Below are 21,173 nucleotides of genomic sequence, written 5' to 3' on the forward strand. Positions count from 1 at the left end.
ATTTAAAAGCTGTTGCTGTATATTATATTTTCTGAGATTTTAAAGTTTAAAAATGGTTATGAAAAAATTGAGAATAGCAACAGCTTTTGGTTGTTTTATATTTCAACTAATGGTTTCAATGTTTTTTCCTTTAAAAACATCTCGCCAATTCTGTATACATCTCCTGCACCCATAGTCAGGATCAGATCTCCCGGAGATGCGTTTTCTTTTAGATATTCCACTATATCTGTAAAATCCGATTTGTAAATTGCATTATTGCTTTTTTTATTTATCTCTTTAGTCAGTATGCTGGAATGAATTTCTCCAGTGTCAATTTCCCTTGCTGAATAAATGTCGGTAACAATAACCTTATCTGCATCGAAAAAAGCTTCAGAGAAATCATCTAACAAAAGCTTTGTCCTGGTATAGGTATGTGGTTGAAAAACGCACCAAATTTTTGAGTGGCTACTGCTTTTGGCAGCTTTTAATGTTGCTTTGATTTCAGAAGGATGATGGGCATAATCGTCAACTATTTTGATATTGTCAACAACTCCCTTTACTTCAAAACGCCGGTGTGTACCTGAAAAAGACTCCAGACCCGTAACAATATTGTTTATTCCGCAGCCGAGAGTATGACATGCGGCGGCTGCTGCCAAAGAGTTGCTGACATTGTGGATCCCGGGTACTTTCAGTTTTATGGTAGTTATTATGTTACCGTTTTGCACTAAATCAAAACTGGCACATCCTGAAACATCAAACTTGATATTGCGCGCAGTCCAGTCGGCATTTTCGGATTTTATTCCGTAAGTCACTACATTGCATGAACTCTGGCAAACAAGTGACGAAACGTTGGGGTCATCAATGCATGCAATTATGTAGCCGTCTTCCGGTACCAAATTCATAAACTTTAAAAAAGCCTGCTTTATGTGGTTTATGTCCTTGAAATAGTCCAGATGGTCTGCCTCAATGTTAAGAATAACTGCAAGATATGGATGTAATTTCAGGAAACTTTCCACATATTCACAAGCTTCCGTTATGAAATATTCATTACCGCCTATTCTTGTGTTTCCGCCTATGGCGTCTAATTCTCCGCCGATATGTATTGTTGGATTAAGATTCGCCTCTAACATAATCATCGATATCATGGAAGTAGTGGTTGTTTTGCCGTGAGTTCCTGAAATGGCGATACTGTAAGGATATTTTTTAGTAATTTGACCTAACAGTACGGCTCTTTCTATAGTGGGTATACCAAGCTGTTTGGCTTTCTTAAGTTCCGGATTGTTTTCTTTGACAGCGGCGGTATAAACTACCAGGTCACAGTTTTCTATATTTTCTTCTCTATGTCCTATATATATATTAATGCCGTCTTTTTTGAGTTTTTCAGTAATATCGGAGGATTTCATATCTGAACCGGAAATATTGTATCCAAGGTTTTTGAGTATCTCGGCAAGTCCACTCATACTTATTCCTCCAATTCCTATGAAGTGGACGTTTTTTATATTTTTTGAATCTAAAAGGTTTATATTTTCCAATCTTAACACTCCTTATTTTTTAATAGAACAATTGGCGCTTTGTATTTTTATACTTCAACAATGAAGATACACACAATTGCTCTAAAACAGCTTCATTATTAGAAAGCAATTACAATGCGCATAAATACCAAGAATTAAACATAAATTGCCAAAGTATATTAATATTAATTATGCTGAGTTATATTATAATACACATAAATATAAATTGCGAAATATATTTTTGGAGTAGTGCTAACTGTATTGCTAATTTTGTGTATCCATTTAGTATTATATGTAATTATTGACAATATTATAAATATAATATAACCCAAGGTAAAAATTATTTTACTTGTTTTACCCAATATTAATAAATATAACTCAAAATTTGTAAGACTGCAAAAAAGCAGTTTCAAAGTTTTTCGGAATAATCTTTGCAAAATACCTTATTTTCTTTGACTATATATAGTATAATATATTCCAAAAATGCTGATAGTTATTAATATATTATCTTTTAGCGTAGGGGGTTTAAATGGAAAAGGTTAACAGAAACGAAAGACTTGCAGTGTTGTTGAAATGCCTGACAGATTCTCCGGGAGAAATAATGACCTTAGGGAGCTTTGCAGAGTTACTTAATTCTGCTAAATCTACTATCAGCGAAGATATAGATATTGTGAAAAACTTATTGGCCAAACTTGATATTGGGACAATAGAAACTATTCCCGGTGCGCAGGGTGGAGTAAAATTTGTACCTGGATTTTCAAAGGCAAAGTCTGTTTCCATTCTTCAAAGTCTTTGTGAAAAATTATCGGATACTCAAAGAATACTTCCGGGCGGTTACTTATATATGCTTGATATTATATATAACCCTAAGCTGGTTCGGGACATTGCATGGATATTTGCAGGTCAATTTTTTGATAAAGGCGTAGATTATGTAATTACTGTTGAAACAAAGGGAATACCTTTGGCTTTTGCTGTTGCGGAATGTCTTAATGTTCCGCTTGTAATTGTAAGGCATAACAGCGAGGCTACTGATGGCCCTTCTGTCAATACAAGTTATGTATCGGGATCGGCTAAAAAAGTTCAGACCATGGTGCTTTCTCTTAGATCTTTGAAGAGAAAATCCAAGCTGCTGTTTATAGATGATTTTATGAAAGGTGGAGGAACTGCAAAGGGAATAATAGAACTTGCTAAGGAATTTGAATGTGAAGTTACCGGTATAGGAGTTCTCATAGAGACTGTCAATCCCGCTAAAAAGCTGATTGATAATTATATATCGCTTTTGACTTTAAATATTGTTGATGATGAAGAAAAAATAATAGACATAAAGCCAAGCCTTTTATAAGATACTGCTATCTGCTTGAATTTAGCTTTTTTTATGAATGTGTATTAAAAGGGTTATAAGGAAATATTTTATTATGAATAATTAGGATTATAAAGGTAAATGATATAGACAGATAAAAGTTAAAAAAATATAAAAATAATAAAAAAATAAGAAGGAATATTAAAAATAATAGCGAATATATAATATACATGGTTAACGTGACGAACTTTATTATGTTACTTTTTTCAGAGCTTTATTCTGAGCGTAAACGAAGAGTATCTTAAAGTCCGTTCCTTAGAAATAAACATTTTTACGGAAGGTGGTAACATCTTATGGAAATTACCGATGTTCGTGTAAGAAAAATTGATTCTGAAGGCAAAATGAAAGCAGTTGTTTCCGTGACTTTTGATAATGAGTTTGTTGTTCATGACATTAAAGTTATTGAAAGTCAAAACGGATTGTTCATTGCTATGCCTAGCAGAAAAGCCCCAGACGGTGAATTTAGAGATATTGCCCATCCAATCAATGCCGAAACTAGGGCTAAAATTCAAAGCGCTATTTTGGAAAAATATGAGTCTATCTCAAGCGCTGGTGAATTGGAAGAAAAGACATCTGAATAAGCTTAATAAGCTTAGATTTTTATAATTGCTTTTTGTAATAGCGTTTTTATTATTAAAAAATCGTAAAAAACAATGCATTAGTTGTCTTTCAAATTATTAATTATAATTTGAAAGATAGGGACAATTATGAAATAATTCCCATTGCGAATTAGCTTGTAATTGTTACCTGAATGCATGTTTTTGACGGTTTTTTTATTGTGCTTTTTAAAGGATAGGAATGTGAAAAATGCTATAATTTCTTCTACATTCAGGATTTATTACATTTTGGATATTTGATGTTGAAAAGTAAGATAAAAAATGAGAAAATATATTTGGTTTATAAAATTTCGGGCTATTTGTAGCACGCGGGAATGATAAGAGGCAGATAAACATATTCTGAAACTTTTATTTTTTAATTAAATTGTGGATTAAAATTGAATATAATAGAAAAGGCTTTACTGTTGTTACCTTAAAGGAGGAAGTTATTGGATGGAACACTTGATGGCAGTGATTCTTGCTGCCGGTGAGGGAAAAAGAATGAAATCCAAGAAATCAAAAGTTTTACATAAAGTGTGCGGAATGACTTTGATTGATTGGGTTTATAAGTCGGTAAAAGGTGCAGGTGTTGACGAAACTGTTGTTGTAGTTGGACATAAAGCCGAAGATGTAAAAGAAAGCATGGGAGATAAGGTATTATACGCTTATCAGGATAAACAACTGGGGACTGGCCATGCCGTTATGCAGGCAAAGGAGTATTTTGAGGGTAAAGAGGGAGAAGTATTAGTACTATGCGGGGATACACCGCTCATTACCTCAGAGACAATTTCTAAAACCGTTGAAATACATAGAAAGAACAACAATTCAGCAACTATAATAACTGCAGAACTTGAAAATCCTGCCGGTTACGGAAGAATTGTCAGGGATGAAAACAATAATGTATTGAAAATAGTTGAAGACAGGGATGCAACTGAAGATGAAAAAAATATTAAAGAAATTAACTCGGGAATGTATTGTTTTAATATAAAAGATTTGGAAAGGGTATTGGGAGAACTTGATAATAATAACAGTCAGGGCGAGTATTATTTGACAGACACTATTGAAATACTAATAAAAAAAGGCTTAAAAGTTGGTGCGGTAAAGGTAGATGACAGTGATGAAATTCTTGGAATAAACGACAGGGTTCAGCTGTCAATGGCAAATGAAATCTTAAGAAAAAGGATTTTGACAAATCATATGAAAAATGGTGTTACAATAATCGATCCTGGTAATACCTATATTGATGCCGATGTGAGTATTGGAATGGATACTGTTATATATCCTGGCAGTATAATCGAAGGACAGACTGAAATTGGCGAAGATTGCATTATCGGGCCATCAAGCCGAATAGTAGGGTCAAAAATATCAAAGGGAGTTGAAGTAAAAAATTCTGTTGTTTTGGAAAGTTCAATAGAAGAGGATACTAGTATCGGACCTTTTGCTTATATAAGACCCGGAAGTGTTATCGGCAAAAAGGTTAAAATCGGAGATTTTGTGGAAATTAAGAAATCGGTAATAGGTGATAGGACGAAGATATCCCATCTTACTTATGTGGGCGATGCAGAAGTTGGTACAAATGTTAATCTTGGATGTGGAGTTGTGGTAGTCAACTATGACGGGAAGAAAAAGAATAAAACCAAGATTGGCGACAACTGTTTTGTAGGATGCAATGTAAACTTAATCTCGCCGGTGGAAGTAAAAAACAACGCATACATTGCGGCAGGATCTACAATTACAGACGAAGTTCCGGAAAATTCACTGGCTATAGCAAGAGCTCGCCAGGTTGTAAAAGAGGAATGGGTTACGAAAAAAGGTATGTTGAGAAAAGATTAAATAAAAGTTTTGGAGATTTGATATCTCATTGATTTTGTTTATTTCTAGGAAATATGTTACAATTATAGTGATGGGAAATAATTTTATAACAAGTGTTTAATGCTTGGTTAGTAGTTTGATGTAACTATCGGAATACCTCTTATATAAATATTCGGGGTGGATAAAAATAGGAATAACAAGTGAATTATTCCATTATTTATTTTGTGTTAATTTATTTAATTTATTATGTTAAATTTATCACAAGATAAAAGTGGGATTGATAACTTGGTTATTCTTAAACATAAATATTTTTATGAGAAGGGGAACATAAGATGAATTTGCACGGAAAGGATATTAAAATATTCGCTGGAAACTCAAATAGGAAATTGGCAGAAGAAATTGCAGAAAAAATAGGGCTTCCGTTAGGGCTGGCTAAAGTGGGCAAATTTAGTGACGGTGAGTCAGCTATTCATATTGAGGAGGTTGTTAGAGGGTCAGACGTATTTATTATACAATCTACATGTCCTCCAGCAAATGACAATCTTGTGGAATTGCTAATTATGATTGATGCTTTGAAAAGAGCATCAGCTGGTAGAATAACTGCAGTTATGCCTTACTTTGGATATGCAAGACAGGACAGAAAAGCAAAAGCAAGAGACCCAATATCTGCAAAGTTAGTGGCTAATCTTATAACAACAGCGGGAGCAGACAGGATATTAACTATGGATTTGCATGCACCGCAGCTTCAAGGTTTTTTTGATATACCTGTAGACCATTTAATTGGAGTGCCCATACTGGCAAACTATTTTAGAGAAAAATTCAAAGGTACCAGTGATGTAGTTGTTGTTTCACCGGATGTGGGCAGTGTATCAAGATCAAGAAAGTTTGCCGAAAGGTTGGAAGTTCCTTTGGCAATAATCGATAAAAGACGTCCTAAAGCAAATGTTTCTGAAATTATGAATATAATTGGGGATGTTAATAATAAGAGAGTTATCCTGGTGGATGATCTCATTGATACCGGAGGAACAATAATAAATGCTGCTAATGCGCTGGTTGAAATAGGTGCAAAAGAAGTATATGCCTGCTGTACTCATGGTGTATTGTCCGGTTCAGCAATAGAAAAAATAGATCAATCACCTATGAAAGAACTGGTTACACTTAACACTATTCCTATACCTGAAGAAAAGAGAATTCCAAAGATAGTGTCTCTTTCTGTTGCGCCTGTATTTGCAGAGGCAATAGAGAGGATTTATGGTGACATATCCATAAGTACTTTATTTACTCAGCAGGATGAATCGTAATTTATAGCCTTGTAAGGCGGCTTCAAAGATAACTTGAAATATGGTTTATGAAAAACCTTATTTTAAAGTTCTTGAAGTTTGCGAGGCTAATAGAGACAGCAGTAGAGCAAAAGTGCCTCCTTTAAGCCATGTTAGACTTTGAGGAGGCAATGTTTATGTTTAATAATGAAATTACATGCGAGAGGTGTAACATTTTGGAAAATTTGTCGGTAGTAATCGGTCTGGGGAACCCTGGTCCAAGATATGAAAATACCCGGCATAACGTGGGGTTTGATACCATTGACCGGCTTTCAAAGAAACATAATATTGCCGTTACAAAGGTTAAATATAAGGCTGTTATTGGAGATGGCAATATCGGAGGACATAGGGTCTTACTGGTAAAACCTCAGACCTTTATGAATCTAAGTGGAGAAAGCGTGCGAGAAATAATTGAATGGTATAAAGTTCCTGTAAAAAATATTATAATAATATATGATGATATTGACTTACCCGTAGGTAAGATTAGAATCAGACCAAAAGGAAGTGCGGGTACTCATAACGGAATGAGATCTGTGATATATCAAATTCAGTCGGAGGATTTTCCGAGGATTAGAATAGGTATTGATAAACCTCCACAAGGCTGGGAATTGGCTGATTTTGTTCTAAGCAAGTTTTCGGCCGATGAAAGAAAAAGCGTTGAGGAGGCAATTGAAAACGCTGCAGATGCAGTGGAAGTAATTCTGAATTCCGGTATTGATAAAGCTATGAACAGGTATAACAATAAGTAGAGGATAGATATGGATAGTATAAAAACCAAGGACTACATAATTGAACCACTTCTTGAGTCGAAAGATTACAAAAATATCATTGAAAATATAACTAAAGAATTTCATATATCCATAAATGGCCCTTCTGAAAGCCAAAGGGCTCATATTTCCTATGCTATTTGCAGCCATTTGAACAGTAAAGGTATATTTATTGCATATAATGATCTTCAGGCCAGAAAAATATATGAAGATTTTTCATATTTCTTTGACAAGGATGTAATTCTATTTTCCTCAAAGGAAATTATGCTTCACGATGTTGAAGCTAAAAGTTATGATGCTGTCTATGATAGGATAACAGCATTAGACAGAATTTTGAAAAGCGATTACAGGTTTATCGTTATTAGTGCTGAAGCTATATGCCAGAAATTAATCGACCGAGAGCTTTTTAAATCCAGTTGTTTAAATTTTGATCAAGATAGCAGAATAGACTTAACTTTTCTTATTCATAAGCTGGTATCAATAGGCTACGAAAGAGTTACCACTGTTGAGGGCAAAGGTCAGTTTGCTGTCAGAGGCGGAATAATAGACATTTTCCCTGTTAATAGCGAAAATGCATATCGTATCGAATTGTTTGACGATGAAATTGACTCTATAAGAACCTTTGACGTGCTTTCCCAGAGATCTGTGGAAAGAGCTGAAAGTATCGAAATTTTGCCGGCAAGGGAAATGTTGTACGACCGCTCGGAACTTGATGGAATAATCTCCAGGATACAAAGTGCCTTGGCTGCGCAAAAGGAAAAGATAGATAAAAACGCCCAGCAGGATTATTTAATAAAACTTGATGAAAAAATAAGCAATGACATTGAAAAATTTAAAGAGAATTTTTACTTTCCGGGAATGGACAAATATATTCCCTACATTATTCAAAGACCTGCCTTGATAACCGACTATATAGCTGAAGAAAATATCATTGTTTTTATTGACGAGCCTAAAAGGTTTCAGCAGAGAATTGAAAATATTCTTAACGAAAATGCGGAAATGTGTAAAAGCCTTTTGGAAAAAGGACAGCTTCTTCCCGGGTGTTTTGACCTTTATTTTGAATTTGACTATATATGGAGAAGACTTTATGAGAAGAAATCTGTCTGCTTCAACACTATTATGACCGATGAAGTACTTTTGGCAGAAAGCAGAAAATTAAGTATTGCTTCAAGGTTATTGAATTCCTATCAGGGAAATTTTGACCTGATGGTAGAGGATATAAAGTACTGGAAAAAAAGTAACTTCCGGGTACTGATTTTGGCCGGGACCAGAAGCAGAGGCGAAATGCTTGAGGAGACGCTTAAGAATAAAGAAATTGAAGCGGTTTATATTGATGAAATCAAAGAAGACATTTTGCCGGGACAGGTTATAATAACCCATGGAAGTCTAAGTAAAGGTTTTGAGTATCCAGATGCTGAGTTCGTTGTAATCAGCGGAAAAGAACTTTTCGGACAGGACAGGAAGCTTAAAAGGCAGGCAGTAAAAAAAGTCAAAGGCAAAAAAATAAATGTATTTACCGATTTGAGTATTGGAGATTTTGTAGTTCATCAATTCCATGGTATCGGAAAGTATATCGGAATTGAGCAGTTGACTGTAGAAAATATTAAGAAGGACTATTTGAAGATTCAATATCAGGATGGGGCTTATTTATATGTACCCACAAGCCAGCTGGACCTAATACAGAAATATATAGGTTCCGAGGGAAAGACACCTAAACTGAGCAAACTTGGCGGAACCGACTGGCTGAAAACAAAAGCAAAGACAAAAGAATCCATCATGGAACTGGCAGGAGAACTTATAAAATTATATGCCATGAGAGAGTCATCAAAGGGGCATGCCTTTGGAAAGGATACAATATGGCAAAAGCAATTTGAAGAGCAGTTCCCTTACCAGGAAACAGAGGATCAACTTCGGTGCATAGAAGAAATTAAGCGGGATATGGAATCGGATAAACCTATGGATAGGTTATTGTGCGGAGATGTTGGATACGGAAAGACAGAAGTTGCAATTAGAGCCATATTTAAAGCGGTAATGGATGGAAAACAGGTGGCGTATCTTGTACCGACAACGGTATTGGCTCAGCAGCATTATAATAATTTCAAGGAACGCATGAAGGATTTCCCTGTTAAGGTTGAGATGGTAAGCCGTTTTAGAACTCCGGCGGAACAAAAGCGTATTTTGAGAGATGTCAAAGCAGGGCTTGTTGATGTATTGATTGGAACTCACCGGCTCTTGCAAAAAGATGTGGTATTTAAGGATTTAGGACTGTTGGTAATAGATGAAGAGCAGCGTTTTGGAGTCATGCATAAGGAAAAATTAAAAAAACTGCGGGCAAATGTTGATGTTCTTACATTAACCGCTACGCCTATTCCAAGAACTCTTCATATGTCCCTGATAGGGATAAAAGATATTAGTACCATAGAGGACCCACCGGAGGAAAGATATCCGGTACAGACTTATGTCATGGAGTATAATGAGGAGGTTATAAAAGAAGCCATTAACAGAGAAATGGCACGCAACGGTCAGGTTTTTTACCTGTACAACCGTGTAAGGTCAATTAATGTAAAGGCAGCAGAGATTAAAAAAATGGTGCCTGACGCTAGAATTGCAGTAGCCCATGGACAGATGGATGAAACGGAACTGGAAGATATAATGTTCCGATTTATAAACGGTGAGTATGATATTCTTGTATGTACGGTAATTATTGAATCGGGAATTGATATGCCGAATGTAAATACAATCATAGTTGAAGATTCGGATAAAATGGGACTATCCCAGCTTTATCAGCTAAGGGGAAGAGTTGGGAGATCAAATAGAATGGCTTATGCCTATATTACTTATAAAAAAGATAAAGTACTTTCTGAAATTGCGGAAAAACGCCTGCAGGCAATTAAAGAGTTTACCGAGTTCGGTTCGGGTTTTAAAATTGCTATGAGAGATATGCAGATAAGGGGCGCAGGAAATCTTTTGGGTGCGCAGCAGCATGGACATATCGATTCTGTGGGATATGACATGTACTGCAGATTATTGGCTGAAGCGATAAGCGAGTTAAAAGGGCAGTCGGTTCAGGAAGAAGTTGAAGTTTCTATTGATGTAAATGTAAGTGCTTATATTGACAGCAGTTATATTAGCTCGGAGAATGAAAAAATAGAAATGTATAAAAAAATAGCATCCGTGCAGGATGAACAGGACGTTTTGGATGTTGAAGACGAACTTATGGACCGATATGGCAACATTCCGACTCCTGTGTCAAACCTTATGAAAATTGCTCATATTAAGGCTTTGGCTTTAAAATGCGGGTTTTCTTCGGTTCAGGAAAAGAATGGTTCTATAATATTTCAATATATAGATAGCAAATATGTCAATTTTGAAGTAATCGGAAAGATTATGGAAAAACACAGGCGGAAGCTTTTGTTTAATGCCAGCAACAAACCTTATATTACGTATAGAATAACTGACATTAAAAGAGAAAGTTTACTTGACAATATTACGATTTTATTACAGGACATTAATAAATTGAAGTAGTGACTACAATTTATTATAATATTATTAGATATAGTTAATATTGATGTTTGCGATTCAAAAATCAATTTGCAGTCTTCTTAGCAATTCCTTATATTCTATGCTTATACTACAAGCTTAAGTAACAAAGTTTTTTTATAAGTCTGTTGTTTTTTATAATTTACTGAAAATTATAAGTATTCTATAACGTAAGGAGAGAGTATGTTGGCAAAAAAGAAAAAAGTGAATAAGAATAATGTTATAGCTATTGTATCAGTTATAGCGTTGTTATTAGGGGTAGTTGGGTGGATTTGCTATATTAATGCAACTAATTATGTTGCTACCATTAAGGGCGAAAAAATTACGGTTGATGAGTTTAAATTTTTCATTGGTTCCACGATGGTTGAAATGGAACAAAACGCTAATGTGGATAGAACAAGTGAATCGGCACTTAAAGCATTCTGGGACACAAAAATTGAAGGAATGGATGCAAGGGAATACGCAAAACAACAAGCACTCAAAAGCGCAAAGGAATATAAAATTCAACTTATAAAGGCAAAGGAAAAGGGACTGAAGTTGAATAAAGAGGAAATCGAAGAAACTAAGGCTATTCTAAACCAAATCAAGCAAGAGATGGCTGCTAACTATGGTGGAGATGCAAAGGGAGAAGAAGCATTCAAGAAAGACTATAATATAGGTTATGATAAGTATGAAAAAATTCTTAGGAACTTAAGGTTAATATACAAGTATGTTGAGCAAGAACTTCCCACCTTTGATGTAACCGAAACTGAAATGGAAGAATACTATAAGGAAAGTCCCAATACAGTTGATAAAGTAAAAGTAAGAAGAATAATGTTCGCTACAATGAATCTTAATACACAAAAAGAATATACTGCTCAGGAGAAAGAAGAAATTAAGGACAAAGCCAAAAAGGTTTTGGAGAGGATAAAAGCTGGAGAAGATTCGGAAAAACTGGCACTGGAATATTCCGATGATCCCTCTGTACAAGAAAATAAAGGATTATTTGAGGTTACTGCCCAAACTGTGTCAACCATACCCGGCTATAAAGAATGGGTATTAGACCATAAACCTGGCGATGCCGATTTATTGGAATCTGATATAGCATACTTTGTATTAAAAGTGGAAAGCAGAACAACCTATGATGAAGTTAAGGATGCGGTTAAAGAGGCTGTTCAAACCAAGAAGTATTTGGAAAGACTTGAGAAGTGGGCAAATGATTCCGAGTTTAATGTTATAAAAAACGATAGTATTTATAACAAAACATATATAAAAAAGTAATATAGAGCAAAAAAGACCGAAAATTCGGTCTTTTTTTTATGACTATTATGGGCAATATGTAAAAAAAGATTGACTTTTCACACTTTAAAATTATAAAAAATTTTTTTAGTTATCATAATTCACCTGTTATGTATAAAAAAACAATAAATAATTAATAATAAAACTGTACTATAAAAACTGTAAAAGGAGGTAAAACACATTGAAGGCTACTGGAATAGTCAGAAGAATAGACGATTTGGGCAGGGTAGTTATTCCTAAAGAGATAAGAAGAACATTGAGGATAAGAGAAGGAGATCCTCTCGAAATATTTACTGATAGAGAAGGAGAAGTTATATTAAAAAAATATTCACCCATCGGTGAGTTAAGTGATTTTGCTGCTCAGTACGCAGAATCACTCCATAAGACAAGCGGTCATATTACATGTATTTCCGATAGAGATACTATAATCGCTGTTTCAGGTGCTTCCAAAAAAGAATTTCTTGAAAAGCAGTTAAGTCCTGAAGTGGAAAAAATTATAGAAGAGAAAAATACTTTGGTTATAAAAGCACCTGAGGAAAAAACTATTACTATCTTAGCCGATGAAAATGGAGAGAAAAAGTATACATCACAGGTAGTGTCTCCGATAATTTCAGAGGGAGATCCTATTGGTGCAGTAATATTTTTATCTACAGACCCCAATGTACGTATGGGAGAATTAGAAGCAAAACTGGCACAAACTGCAGCTGGATTTTTAGGCAAACAAATGGAACAGTAAATGCAAAAGTTTAATAACAAGAAAAAACTTTGTATTGTAAAAATAACAGGTAGCCTTTAAAAGTGCCTGTTATTTTTATGTTTAAATATTGTATGAATTATAAAATTATATTATTTGAACAATGGTTCCAACGGGTACGGTATTGTATAAAAAGATAACATCGTCATTATACATTCTGATACATCCGTTTGACACAGCCTTCCCTATAGACGAAGGGTTATTGGTTCCATGAATGCCATAACTTCCGGATGTTGTACTGAGCCCAAGCCATCTTGCGCCAAAGGGACCGCCGGGATTGGCAGCTTTGTTTTTTATGCGGAAAGTCCCCTTAGGAGTTGGGGTGGATGGTTTGCCAACAGCAACAGGAAAGGATTTAAACCACTTTCCGTCCTTATACAAGGTTAATGTTCGAGCGCTTGTATTGACCACTATCTTATAGGTGACTCTTAACATGAATGGACATATATATGGACACATCGAGAATTCCTCCTTGTAGTTTGAATTCGGTAGCTGCTCAGGATATAGAAATTATGTATACTATATAATATTCAAGTCATTAAGAATGTGTAATACGTTTTTTTCAGTTAAACCGATTTTTTAGCGTGTGTTCCATAAAAATATTTTGAAAATGCTATATCTGCTAATGTTATTTGATTTTTAGTGGTATAATTACTTATTATAAACTTATGTGCGGAAATATTTCTCAACAGGATAAAAGATGAAGCTTAAAACATTTTGAGGCTGGCTTTTTTATTTAACTGCAAAACTTTTTGGATAAATGGCAATTTAACTTAATTTCTGTAGGAAAAAAATAAGACAATGCGCTTTTCTGAAGGCTGGCCGGCGTTTTTTAGGTTCTGTAAGTGAAAATTAAAAAACTTATAGGTGAGGAGTTGGTTTTATGTTGAAGGACAAATATACATTCTCAGACCTGGTGGATATTATGAAGTTGCTGAGAAGCGAAAATGGCTGTCCCTGGGACAGGGAACAGACTCATGAAAGTCTTAAAAAGTATTTGATCGAGGAAACTTATGAGGTTCTTGAGGTAATTGATCTTAATGACAAAAAGCGGCTTTGTGAAGAACTTGGGGACTTGCTGCTGCAAATTGTGTTTCATGCCCAAATAGCACAGGAAGAGGGAACTTTTACAATAGATGATGTTATAACGGGAATCTGCAGGAAAATGGTATTAAGGCACACCCATGTCTTTGGAGAAGCGAAAGCTGATACTTCCGATGAAGTTTTGACAAACTGGGAGGAGATTAAAAAGAAGGAGAAAGGAATTGAAAGCCAGACAGATGTCCTAAAAGATGTGCCTTCAAATCTTCCGGCATTGATGAGAAGTTATAAAGTGCAACAAAAAGCCGCACAAGTGGGTTTTGACTGGAATAATATCGAAGATGTGTTTAAAAAGCTGGAAGAAGAAATAAATGAATTAAAGGATGTATATAAAAGTAAAGATGTGGAAAGAATAACTGATGAAGTGGGAGATGTATTATTTTCCATCGTGAATTTGTCCAGATTTCTTAAAGTACAGCCAGAACTTGCTTTAACAAGTTCTATTAACAAATTCATCAGCAGGTTTGAGTATATTGAAACTGAGAGTAAGAAAGAAGGGAAAAAACTGGAGGATATGTCACTGGAAGAGATGGATGAGTTGTGGAACAAATCAAAAATACATAAGGAGAGTGCGAAGAAATAATTTCTTTAAAAACAAACATAAGGAGGAGATTGGTGTAAGATATAAAATATGAATAACTTTCTTGTTAAAACAGTTTATGCAATTGGCCATTAAAAGCTAGGAATTATATGTCTTAAGAAATAAAATAACTATTAGGAGGATGGAACTATGAACAAAACTGAATTAGTAGCAAGTATTGCTGAAAAAGCTGATTTATCAAAGAAAGATGCGGAGAAGGCACTTAATGCTTTCATAGAGAGTGTGGAAGAAGCTTTGGCTAATGGAGATAAAATTCAATTGGTAGGTTTCGGAACATTTGAAGTAAGAGAAAGAGCTGCAAGAAAGGGTAGAAATCCACAGACAAAAGAGGAAATAAATATTCCTGCAACAAAGGCTCCGATTTTTAGAGTTGGTAAAGGATTAAAAGATTTGGTCAATAAAGAATAGTATGATTTAAAAACTGCGAATCTATGGAAATTTATCCTATAGATATTATGTAAAATGGAGCTGTTTCAAAGAATATTTAACCACTGAGCTGTTTACTGGCGAATTTTAAAATTTTGCTCATAATAAAGTGGTTAAATTTGTTGCGACAGCTCCTTTTGGTTTTATAAAATAGATTATGACGAAGTAAGTGAGATGAAATTTAGATTGGTTTTATGACTATATAAAGATTGTCAATAAGACGGGGGGATATTTATGAGGATAGACAAATACCTTAAATTATCGAGACTAATTAAAAGACGAACTTTAGCCAATGAGGCCTGTGAGCAGGGAAGAGTAAAAATAAATGATAAGATTGCAAAGCCAGGGTCGGAAGTCAAGGTGGGAGATATAATTGAAATTCAATTCGGGAATGGCAGTACCAGAGTTGAAGTTACTTCTATAAGTGAACATGTTTTAAAGGCAGAATCTAAAGAAATGTATAAAGTTCTCTAAAGAACTTGCAGATTAAGCTTTTTGAATTTGCACTGTTGGTTTTGCAATAGGTGATATATATTTAATTTATATTTAACCTCAATAGGAATTTGGAGTTTGAAAATTATCTTTTTTCGAAACGTTTGTACATATTTTGTAAATGGCTGTAGAGATAAAAGAATACTGAAAAAGAATATTCCGTCAAGGGATATTCTTTTTTTATAGGTATTTTTTGTTTTGTACAGGCATAAATATTATAAGTATATTTTATTCCACATATTTTGAGTGCATATTATAAATGCTGGAGGGGTAAAAATGAACGAAGATAAAAAGCTGTCAAGACAAACAACTCAAAACATTATATTGGAGAACAGAGAAAGGCTTAGTGTGTCGGGTGTACTCAAAGTAAGAAGTTTTGACGATGAAACAGTGGAAATTGAAACAGAGTTAGGTCTTCTCATAATATGCGGTGAAGATTTACATATTAACAAATTAAGCATTGATAATTCTGAACTTAGTGTTGAAGGCTATATAATAAGCTGCGAATACAATGACAGTGAAAGCTCAAGATCTCGGGGAATGGGTTTCTTTTCGAAAATGTTCAGATAAAATCTGTTCTGAAATAACATAACTGCCATTTCAAAAAATCTGTTTTTGAGTTTTAATCCATAAAAGGTGTATTGAGATTATTTTGAAATGGTCTTAGATAATTTTAAAACCTTATAATTGATAATGCGTAAAGGTTATATTTTATTGACCTTGTATCATAAATTATATCATAAATATTGAATTACTATTTTCAGAAATAGTCTAAAGGATAAGTGATCAAAATTGTTTCCTACTGTTGGTAATCAAGCGTATGTTTTTTTATGGTGTGTATTAGGGGGAATGATTATTGCCTTTATATATGATATTTTCAGAATACGAAGGAAAACTATAAAGGCAGGCAATTTAATTGTTTATTTTGAGGACTTTATTTATTGGATTTTGGTAGCACTTGTACTTTTTGCTGTTGTCTACGTAAGCAATGATGGAGAAATCAGAGGATACCTGTTTATAGGTGCTTTGATAGGTATTATACTTTATTCGCTGCTCTTAAGCAGGATTATAATGACAGTATTTATCTTTACACTTAAATTGATATATAGAGTTTTCAGAACTTTGTGTATAATTTTATTCTTTCCAATTAAAGTTTTGTTTAGAATATTGAAAATACCTGCCAAAATAATCTATAATGGTCTAAGGATGGTATTCGGAAAAGCACATAGAATAACTAAAGCCAAGTTAAGCAGTTTTTATACCTGGAAAAAAAGATTTAAGAATATAATAAAAAAAATATAGGTGTACAGATATTATCCTTTTATAAAATATTATAGGAAGGATATAGGAGGATTTTTCTAATAGCTGTAGAATTAATTTTATAGGCATATTTTTTGGACATAGATATGCGGCACTAATTTTTGAATTTGCTTTTCAGATAGAAAACAGGTATAGTGTATTTTGTTGAGGGAGAGTAACGCTATGAACAAAAGAAAAAAGTCTAAATTAGGAACTTTACTTTTTTTGGGTGCCTTAGCATACTTGACGTATTTGCTTATTAATCAGCAAGGAATACTTTATGCAAAAAAGGCCCAACTGGATGAACTTAATGCCAAAATAAGAGCAGAAGAAGAGAATAGGGAGAGACTTATAAGGCAAACTGAAGAAGTAAATTCTGAAGAAAATATTGAGAAAATAGCAAGGGAAAAATTAGGTATGGTAAAACGCGGTGAAAGGGTCTTTATTGATGTCAATAATTAACACATTTGTATATATAGCTAATACTTGACTTACAACGGTGTATATTATATAATTATATTACTTTATATATTCAGGAGGATTATTATATTTATGCTCGTTGAGGTAGGTAAAATTGTTGAAGGAAAGGTTTCTGGCATCACAAATTTTGGAGCTTTCGTTCAACTTGCTAATGGTCAAACAGGATTGGTTCACATCTCAGAAGTCGCTGATGAATACGTAAAAGACATAAAAGCACATCTTAATGAAAATCAAATTGTAAAAGTTAAAATCATTTCTGTAGACAATAATGGGAAGATAAGCTTGTCTATTAAGAAGGCTTTAGATCCAAAGCCCGTTGTGAAGTCAAGTAAACCTGATGAAATTGACTGGAATGGTACTAATAATAGTAATAGGAATATGACCTTTGAAGAACTTATTTCTAAATTTAAAAAAGATAGTGACGAAAAGCTTTATGACCTAAAGAAGAATTTCGAGTCAAAAAGAGGTGGAGGCGGATACAGAAGGTCTGCACAATACTGATTTTTGATACGGCATTTATTAGGATTTTATAGTTGGTAGTAACTGAATAGATACGTGTAAAATAGATTAATACAGTTTTTTATATATAAAAAACGGATTTGGTCTTTTAGGTTAAATCCGTTTCTTTAATTGAATAACATATTTGAATTGAAAATAATAAATAAGCATATACTAATTGAGAGAAAGAATTTACATGTGATTTTTCATAAAAAATACCATGAAAATTATATTGACATAGTAAATGATATGTATTATAATATAAAAGTCGCTTGGATGAGTGATACGTAAGCTGCCGAAGTGGCGGAACTGGCAGACGCACAGGACTTAAAATCCTGCGGGACTTAAATCCCGTACCGGTTCGATTCCGGTCTTCGGCACCAATATATCGCGGGGTGGAGCAGTATGGTAGCTCGTCGGGCTCATAACCCGAAGGTCGGAGGTTCAAATCCTCCCCCCGCAACCAGAAAGAAACCCTGTAAGCACAAAGCTTACAGGGTTTAGTTATTGGCTTTAGCCTGATTCACACGCAAAGCGTGTGAATCAAAAAACCACCCGCTATGCGGGTGCGAGACAGGAGTTATACAAAAAAATCACCTTTCCGTTATAATAGAGTTGTTCAAGCTACTATAATAACAAAAGGAAAGGTGATTTTAATGGCAAACAAAGAACACAGTTTAGCACGAACTAAATGGATGTGTAAATATCATATAGTATTTACACCTAAGTATAGACGAAAAATAATTTATAATCAATACAAACAAAGTATAAGGGAAATAATAAAACAACTATGCAAATATAAAGGAGTCGAGATAATAGAAGGACATTTGATGCCAGACCATATACATATGTTAGTAAGCATACCACCCAAAATGAGTGTATCAAGCTTTATGGGATACTTGAAAGGGAAAAGTGCACTTATGATATTTGATAGACATGCAAACTTAAAATATAAGTTTGGGAACAGACACTTTTGGGCGGAAGGATACTATGTAAGTACAGTAGGACTAAATGAAGCAACAATTAAGAAATACATACAAGAGCAATATAAACATGACATAATGATAGATAAGTTAAGTGTGAAAGAGTATGAAGACCCCTTTAAGGGGTAGTTGGTAATAAGTTCGTCCCTTTAGGGACTGCAAAAGTGACAAAGGCAAAGTGGCTTGAACGAAGTGAAAGCCAGCGTCTTTAGGCGCTGGCCGGTAACACGCCCTTATAGGGCTGAGCAAACCACCCGTTTTACGGGTGGTCATGATTGTTTTATTACGTAAACTATAAAAAATTGTTTTTGACTACTACGAACACGGAAATTCCTAATGAACATTAGTACTTGCATAGCCGAAACGGTGGCTACTTCTCTCACATTGAGGCTGTTGTTAATCAAAATTGCTGCTGCGGTATGTCTTAGATTATGAAGCCCGATATCCTGAGAATCATATTTCTTAATGAACTTCTTATAAGCATAGGTGAATGAATCAGGATGTTTTTATCAAGTGAAAATTAGAATAATACAAACACACATCTTTGAAATCGATGGCGTTGGTTAGGGGACACCTGTTGCAGAATACATTTCGCTGATTACTGCTGCAATATTTGTCTTACTTTACTTGAAAGTACTACAGATGAATGTCCGGAATTTTTGCCCTTTCGGCCGGGTAGAGTAATTGAATACAATCCGGCAATTCCAGTAATATCAAAATTTTCAGCCCCATAATCAAGACGATGCGCTCACCATGCCTCGGATAGTCAATATTGATGTCTGGGTCTATGGGAACTTATAAACCGTTTTTAGCTTTTTTATTAACCGAACTTCACCAATCATATTCTATTCAAATGAATTGTTCTTTTATATACATGATAAAAGCACTGTACGCATACTTTATTGTAGCAATCATCTTTTCCAGGCATGTGGAGTGAACAAAACTAACAAAGGGAAAAATTCCAATCGTCCTGCGATCATGCAAAACGAAAGAACAATCTTTGAAAAAGAGGAAAATGTAGCGTAGTTCCCTGTCGGACCGACAATACCGAGCCCCGGACCTACATTGCTCAATGAAGCAATTACCGCTGTTGCGCTCGAAACGATATCCTTGTTCTCAATGGATATGAGAAGAAGCGAAACAAAGAAAATTGCAAAATAAATAAAGAAAAATAAAGCAGTTTTTGATACAATATCATTGCTTACTTTCTTCCCGTTAATCGACACAGTTTTTACGCTTCCGGGGTGAAAGATTTTGCCCAGCTCGACTTTAGCCGCTCTAAAAAGGATAATAAATCTTATAAGTTTTATACCGCCGCCGGTGGAACCAGCGCAGCACCCTGTAAACATTAAAAAAATCAATACACTTTTGCTCAAAGTAGGCCAAAGATTGAAATCTGTGGTTGCGAATCCTGTTGTCGATATGATGGATGTAACTTGAAAAGAAGAATGCCGTAATGCTTCCCAAATTCCGTTGTAAAGCCCGGAAATATTGATGGTAATGATGAGGATCGCTGTTATTACAATTCCCAAATATATCTTTAATTCAATGTCGTTTGCAAATTTTGTAAATTTTCTGCCAAATAAGGTAAAGTATAGTGAAAAATTAATTCCGAACAAAAACATAAACACAGTCATAATGATCTCAGCAACAATATTGTTGTATCCACCGATGCTTGCATTCGTATTTGAAAAGCCGCCTGTTCCTGCAACAGAAAAAGCATTGGTGAATGAATCAAAAATCGAAAGACCGGCTATTTTGAGGAGAATAATCAGTATAACAGTCATTGCAAAATAAATCGTATACATGATTCTGGCTGTCTCTCGTATCTTGGGTACAATTTTATCAGGCGACGGCCCCGTGCTTTCCGCTCTTAAAAGATTAACCGATGACGCATTAATAGACGGCATGACCGCTATTATAAACACCAGGATACCCATGCCGCCAATCCAATGAGAAAAGCTTCGCCAAAACAATATTCCTTTCGGCAGCACTTCAACGTTGGTTAAGACGGAAGAGCCAGTAGTCGAAAAACCTGATATGGATTCAAAAACACAGTCTATAAAACTATTGAAATATCCGGAAAAATAAAACGGTAACGCACCGAAAAGAGAGAGCATAATCCACGAAAAACCGGCAACAACAAAGGCATCCCTTGTTCTAAAATTTTTGTTTTTTGGGTTTAACTTAGCTAATATTGTACCTGCTGCGGCTAATATTAAAATTGACCACAGAAAAGCCGGGTGATCTCCACCACCATATATAAATGAAACGGCAAGAGGGAAAAGCATGAATAATGCTTCTATCCTGAGTACATTTCCTATTAACTTAAAAATGAGCTTGTAATTCATTTCACACTACCTTCTTTTTTATTTTT

At 34.6% G+C, this 21,173-nt stretch carries 19 protein-coding genes and 2 tRNA genes; 18 read left to right on the top strand and 3 right to left on the bottom strand.

Translation table 11 applies throughout. The features are described 5' to 3' along the window. Positions 1–95: 95 nt before the first annotated feature. Complete coding sequence (murC, locus tag CLOCL_RS01555; protein WP_014253692.1) at positions 96–1,511, bottom strand: UDP-N-acetylmuramate--L-alanine ligase; 1,416 nt, start codon at positions 1,509–1,511, stop codon at positions 96–98. Positions 1,512–2,019: 508 nt separating this feature from the next. Between murC and purR the strand changes: the two genes are divergently transcribed. From purR to spoVT, 8 genes are all read left to right on the top strand, one after another. Then, positions 2,020–2,832 (top strand): pur operon repressor, encoded by an 813-nt coding sequence (gene purR, locus CLOCL_RS01560; RefSeq protein WP_014253693.1) that lies wholly within the window; start codon positions 2,020–2,022, stop codon positions 2,830–2,832. A 311-nt stretch (positions 2,833–3,143) separates the two neighbouring features. Continuing rightward, positions 3,144–3,431 (top strand): septation regulator SpoVG, encoded by a 288-nt coding sequence (spoVG, locus tag CLOCL_RS01565; RefSeq protein WP_014253694.1) that lies wholly within the window; start codon positions 3,144–3,146, stop codon positions 3,429–3,431. Between the two features lie 468 nt (positions 3,432–3,899). Next, positions 3,900–5,279, top strand: a complete 1,380-nt coding sequence (gene glmU, locus CLOCL_RS01570) for a bifunctional UDP-N-acetylglucosamine diphosphorylase/glucosamine-1-phosphate N-acetyltransferase GlmU (protein ID WP_014253695.1) — start codon at positions 3,900–3,902, stop codon at positions 5,277–5,279. 311 nt (positions 5,280–5,590) lie between these two features. Further along, on the top strand, positions 5,591–6,559 hold the full coding sequence (locus tag CLOCL_RS01575; protein WP_014253696.1) for a ribose-phosphate diphosphokinase: 969 nt from the start codon (positions 5,591–5,593) through the stop codon (positions 6,557–6,559). Between the two features lie 155 nt (positions 6,560–6,714). Beyond that, on the top strand, positions 6,715–7,326 hold the full coding sequence (gene pth / locus CLOCL_RS01580; RefSeq protein WP_014253697.1) for an aminoacyl-tRNA hydrolase: 612 nt from the start codon (positions 6,715–6,717) through the stop codon (positions 7,324–7,326). Positions 7,327–7,335: 9 nt separating this feature from the next. Next, positions 7,336–10,869 (top strand): transcription-repair coupling factor, encoded by a 3,534-nt coding sequence (gene mfd, locus CLOCL_RS01585; protein ID WP_014253698.1) that lies wholly within the window; start codon positions 7,336–7,338, stop codon positions 10,867–10,869. A gap of 198 nt (positions 10,870–11,067) precedes the next feature. Continuing rightward, complete coding sequence (locus CLOCL_RS01590; protein WP_014253699.1) at positions 11,068–12,144, top strand: peptidylprolyl isomerase; 1,077 nt, start codon at positions 11,068–11,070, stop codon at positions 12,142–12,144. Positions 12,145–12,343: 199 nt separating this feature from the next. Next, a complete protein-coding gene (spoVT, locus tag CLOCL_RS01595; RefSeq protein WP_014253700.1) occupies positions 12,344–12,898 on the top strand; it encodes a stage V sporulation protein T in 555 nt (184 codons plus the stop codon). Between the two features lie 105 nt (positions 12,899–13,003). Here the strand turns inward: spoVT and CLOCL_RS01600 are convergent, their stop codons facing one another. After that, positions 13,004–13,375 carry a L,D-transpeptidase gene (locus CLOCL_RS01600; RefSeq protein ID WP_014253701.1) on the bottom strand — a complete coding sequence of 124 codons (372 nt, stop codon included), beginning with the start codon at positions 13,373–13,375 and terminating at the stop codon, positions 13,004–13,006. A gap of 424 nt (positions 13,376–13,799) precedes the next feature. Here CLOCL_RS01600 and mazG point away from each other — a divergent pair, with 424 nt between their 5' ends. From mazG to tnpA, 10 genes are all read left to right on the top strand, one after another. Further along, on the top strand, positions 13,800–14,600 hold the full coding sequence (gene mazG, locus CLOCL_RS01605; protein ID WP_014253702.1) for a nucleoside triphosphate pyrophosphohydrolase: 801 nt from the start codon (positions 13,800–13,802) through the stop codon (positions 14,598–14,600). Between the two features lie 147 nt (positions 14,601–14,747). Continuing rightward, positions 14,748–15,026, top strand: a complete 279-nt coding sequence (locus CLOCL_RS01610; RefSeq protein WP_014253703.1) for an HU family DNA-binding protein — start codon at positions 14,748–14,750, stop codon at positions 15,024–15,026. 252 nt (positions 15,027–15,278) lie between these two features. Continuing rightward, positions 15,279–15,518: an RNA-binding S4 domain-containing protein gene (locus CLOCL_RS01615; RefSeq protein WP_014253704.1), complete on the top strand. Its 240-nt coding sequence runs from the start codon at positions 15,279–15,281 to the stop codon at positions 15,516–15,518. A 294-nt stretch (positions 15,519–15,812) separates the two neighbouring features. Continuing rightward, on the top strand, positions 15,813–16,106 hold the full coding sequence (yabP, locus tag CLOCL_RS01620) for a sporulation protein YabP (RefSeq protein WP_014253705.1): 294 nt from the start codon (positions 15,813–15,815) through the stop codon (positions 16,104–16,106). A 222-nt stretch (positions 16,107–16,328) separates the two neighbouring features. Continuing rightward, positions 16,329–16,838: a spore cortex biosynthesis protein YabQ gene (yabQ, locus tag CLOCL_RS01625; protein ID WP_014253706.1), complete on the top strand. Its 510-nt coding sequence runs from the start codon at positions 16,329–16,331 to the stop codon at positions 16,836–16,838. A gap of 180 nt (positions 16,839–17,018) precedes the next feature. Next, a complete protein-coding gene (locus tag CLOCL_RS01630) occupies positions 17,019–17,297 on the top strand; it encodes an FtsB family cell division protein (protein WP_014253707.1) in 279 nt (92 codons plus the stop codon). Positions 17,298–17,387: 90 nt separating this feature from the next. Next, positions 17,388–17,816, top strand: a complete 429-nt coding sequence (locus tag CLOCL_RS01635) for a S1 RNA-binding domain-containing protein (RefSeq protein WP_014253708.1) — start codon at positions 17,388–17,390, stop codon at positions 17,814–17,816. 291 nt (positions 17,817–18,107) lie between these two features. After that, positions 18,108–18,196 (top strand) — tRNA-Leu (locus CLOCL_RS01640). Positions 18,197–18,202: 6 nt separating this feature from the next. Beyond that, positions 18,203–18,279, top strand: a tRNA-Met gene (locus CLOCL_RS01645). Positions 18,280–18,469: 190 nt separating this feature from the next. Then, entirely contained in the window at positions 18,470–18,925 is a 456-nt protein-coding gene (gene tnpA / locus CLOCL_RS01650) for an IS200/IS605 family transposase (protein WP_014253709.1), read from the top strand. A gap of 782 nt (positions 18,926–19,707) precedes the next feature. Here tnpA and CLOCL_RS01655 read toward each other — a convergent pair. Then, positions 19,708–21,147: a TrkH family potassium uptake protein gene (locus CLOCL_RS01655; RefSeq protein WP_014253710.1), complete on the bottom strand. Its 1,440-nt coding sequence runs from the start codon at positions 21,145–21,147 to the stop codon at positions 19,708–19,710. Positions 21,148–21,173 lie beyond the last annotated feature (26 nt).

Source organism: Acetivibrio clariflavus DSM 19732 (assembly GCF_000237085.1).
GTDB lineage: Bacteria > Bacillota > Clostridia > Acetivibrionales > Acetivibrionaceae > Acetivibrio > Acetivibrio clariflavus.

Coding starts and splice junctions, on each gene's coding strand:
- CLOCL_RS01615 (WP_014253704.1), top strand. CDS start 15,279: ATGAGGATAGACAAATACCTTAAATTATCGAGACTAATTAAAAGACGA.
- CLOCL_RS01590 (WP_014253699.1), top strand. CDS start 11,068: ATGTTGGCAAAAAAGAAAAAAGTGAATAAGAATAATGTTATAGCTATT.
- mfd (WP_014253698.1), top strand. CDS start 7,336: ATGGATAGTATAAAAACCAAGGACTACATAATTGAACCACTTCTTGAG.
- CLOCL_RS01600 (WP_014253701.1), bottom strand. CDS start 13,375: ATGTGTCCATATATATGTCCATTCATGTTAAGAGTCACCTATAAGATA.
- CLOCL_RS01655 (WP_014253710.1), bottom strand. CDS start 21,147: ATGAATTACAAGCTCATTTTTAAGTTAATAGGAAATGTACTCAGGATA.
- mazG (WP_014253702.1), top strand. CDS start 13,800: ATGTTGAAGGACAAATATACATTCTCAGACCTGGTGGATATTATGAAG.
- yabP (WP_014253705.1), top strand. CDS start 15,813: ATGAACGAAGATAAAAAGCTGTCAAGACAAACAACTCAAAACATTATA.
- tnpA (WP_014253709.1), top strand. CDS start 18,470: ATGGCAAACAAAGAACACAGTTTAGCACGAACTAAATGGATGTGTAAA.
- purR (WP_014253693.1), top strand. CDS start 2,020: ATGGAAAAGGTTAACAGAAACGAAAGACTTGCAGTGTTGTTGAAATGC.
- CLOCL_RS01575 (WP_014253696.1), top strand. CDS start 5,591: ATGAATTTGCACGGAAAGGATATTAAAATATTCGCTGGAAACTCAAAT.
- CLOCL_RS01610 (WP_014253703.1), top strand. CDS start 14,748: ATGAACAAAACTGAATTAGTAGCAAGTATTGCTGAAAAAGCTGATTTA.
- CLOCL_RS01630 (WP_014253707.1), top strand. CDS start 17,019: ATGAACAAAAGAAAAAAGTCTAAATTAGGAACTTTACTTTTTTTGGGT.
- CLOCL_RS01635 (WP_014253708.1), top strand. CDS start 17,388: ATGCTCGTTGAGGTAGGTAAAATTGTTGAAGGAAAGGTTTCTGGCATC.
- spoVG (WP_014253694.1), top strand. CDS start 3,144: ATGGAAATTACCGATGTTCGTGTAAGAAAAATTGATTCTGAAGGCAAA.
- pth (WP_014253697.1), top strand. CDS start 6,715: ATGTTTAATAATGAAATTACATGCGAGAGGTGTAACATTTTGGAAAAT.
- glmU (WP_014253695.1), top strand. CDS start 3,900: ATGGAACACTTGATGGCAGTGATTCTTGCTGCCGGTGAGGGAAAAAGA.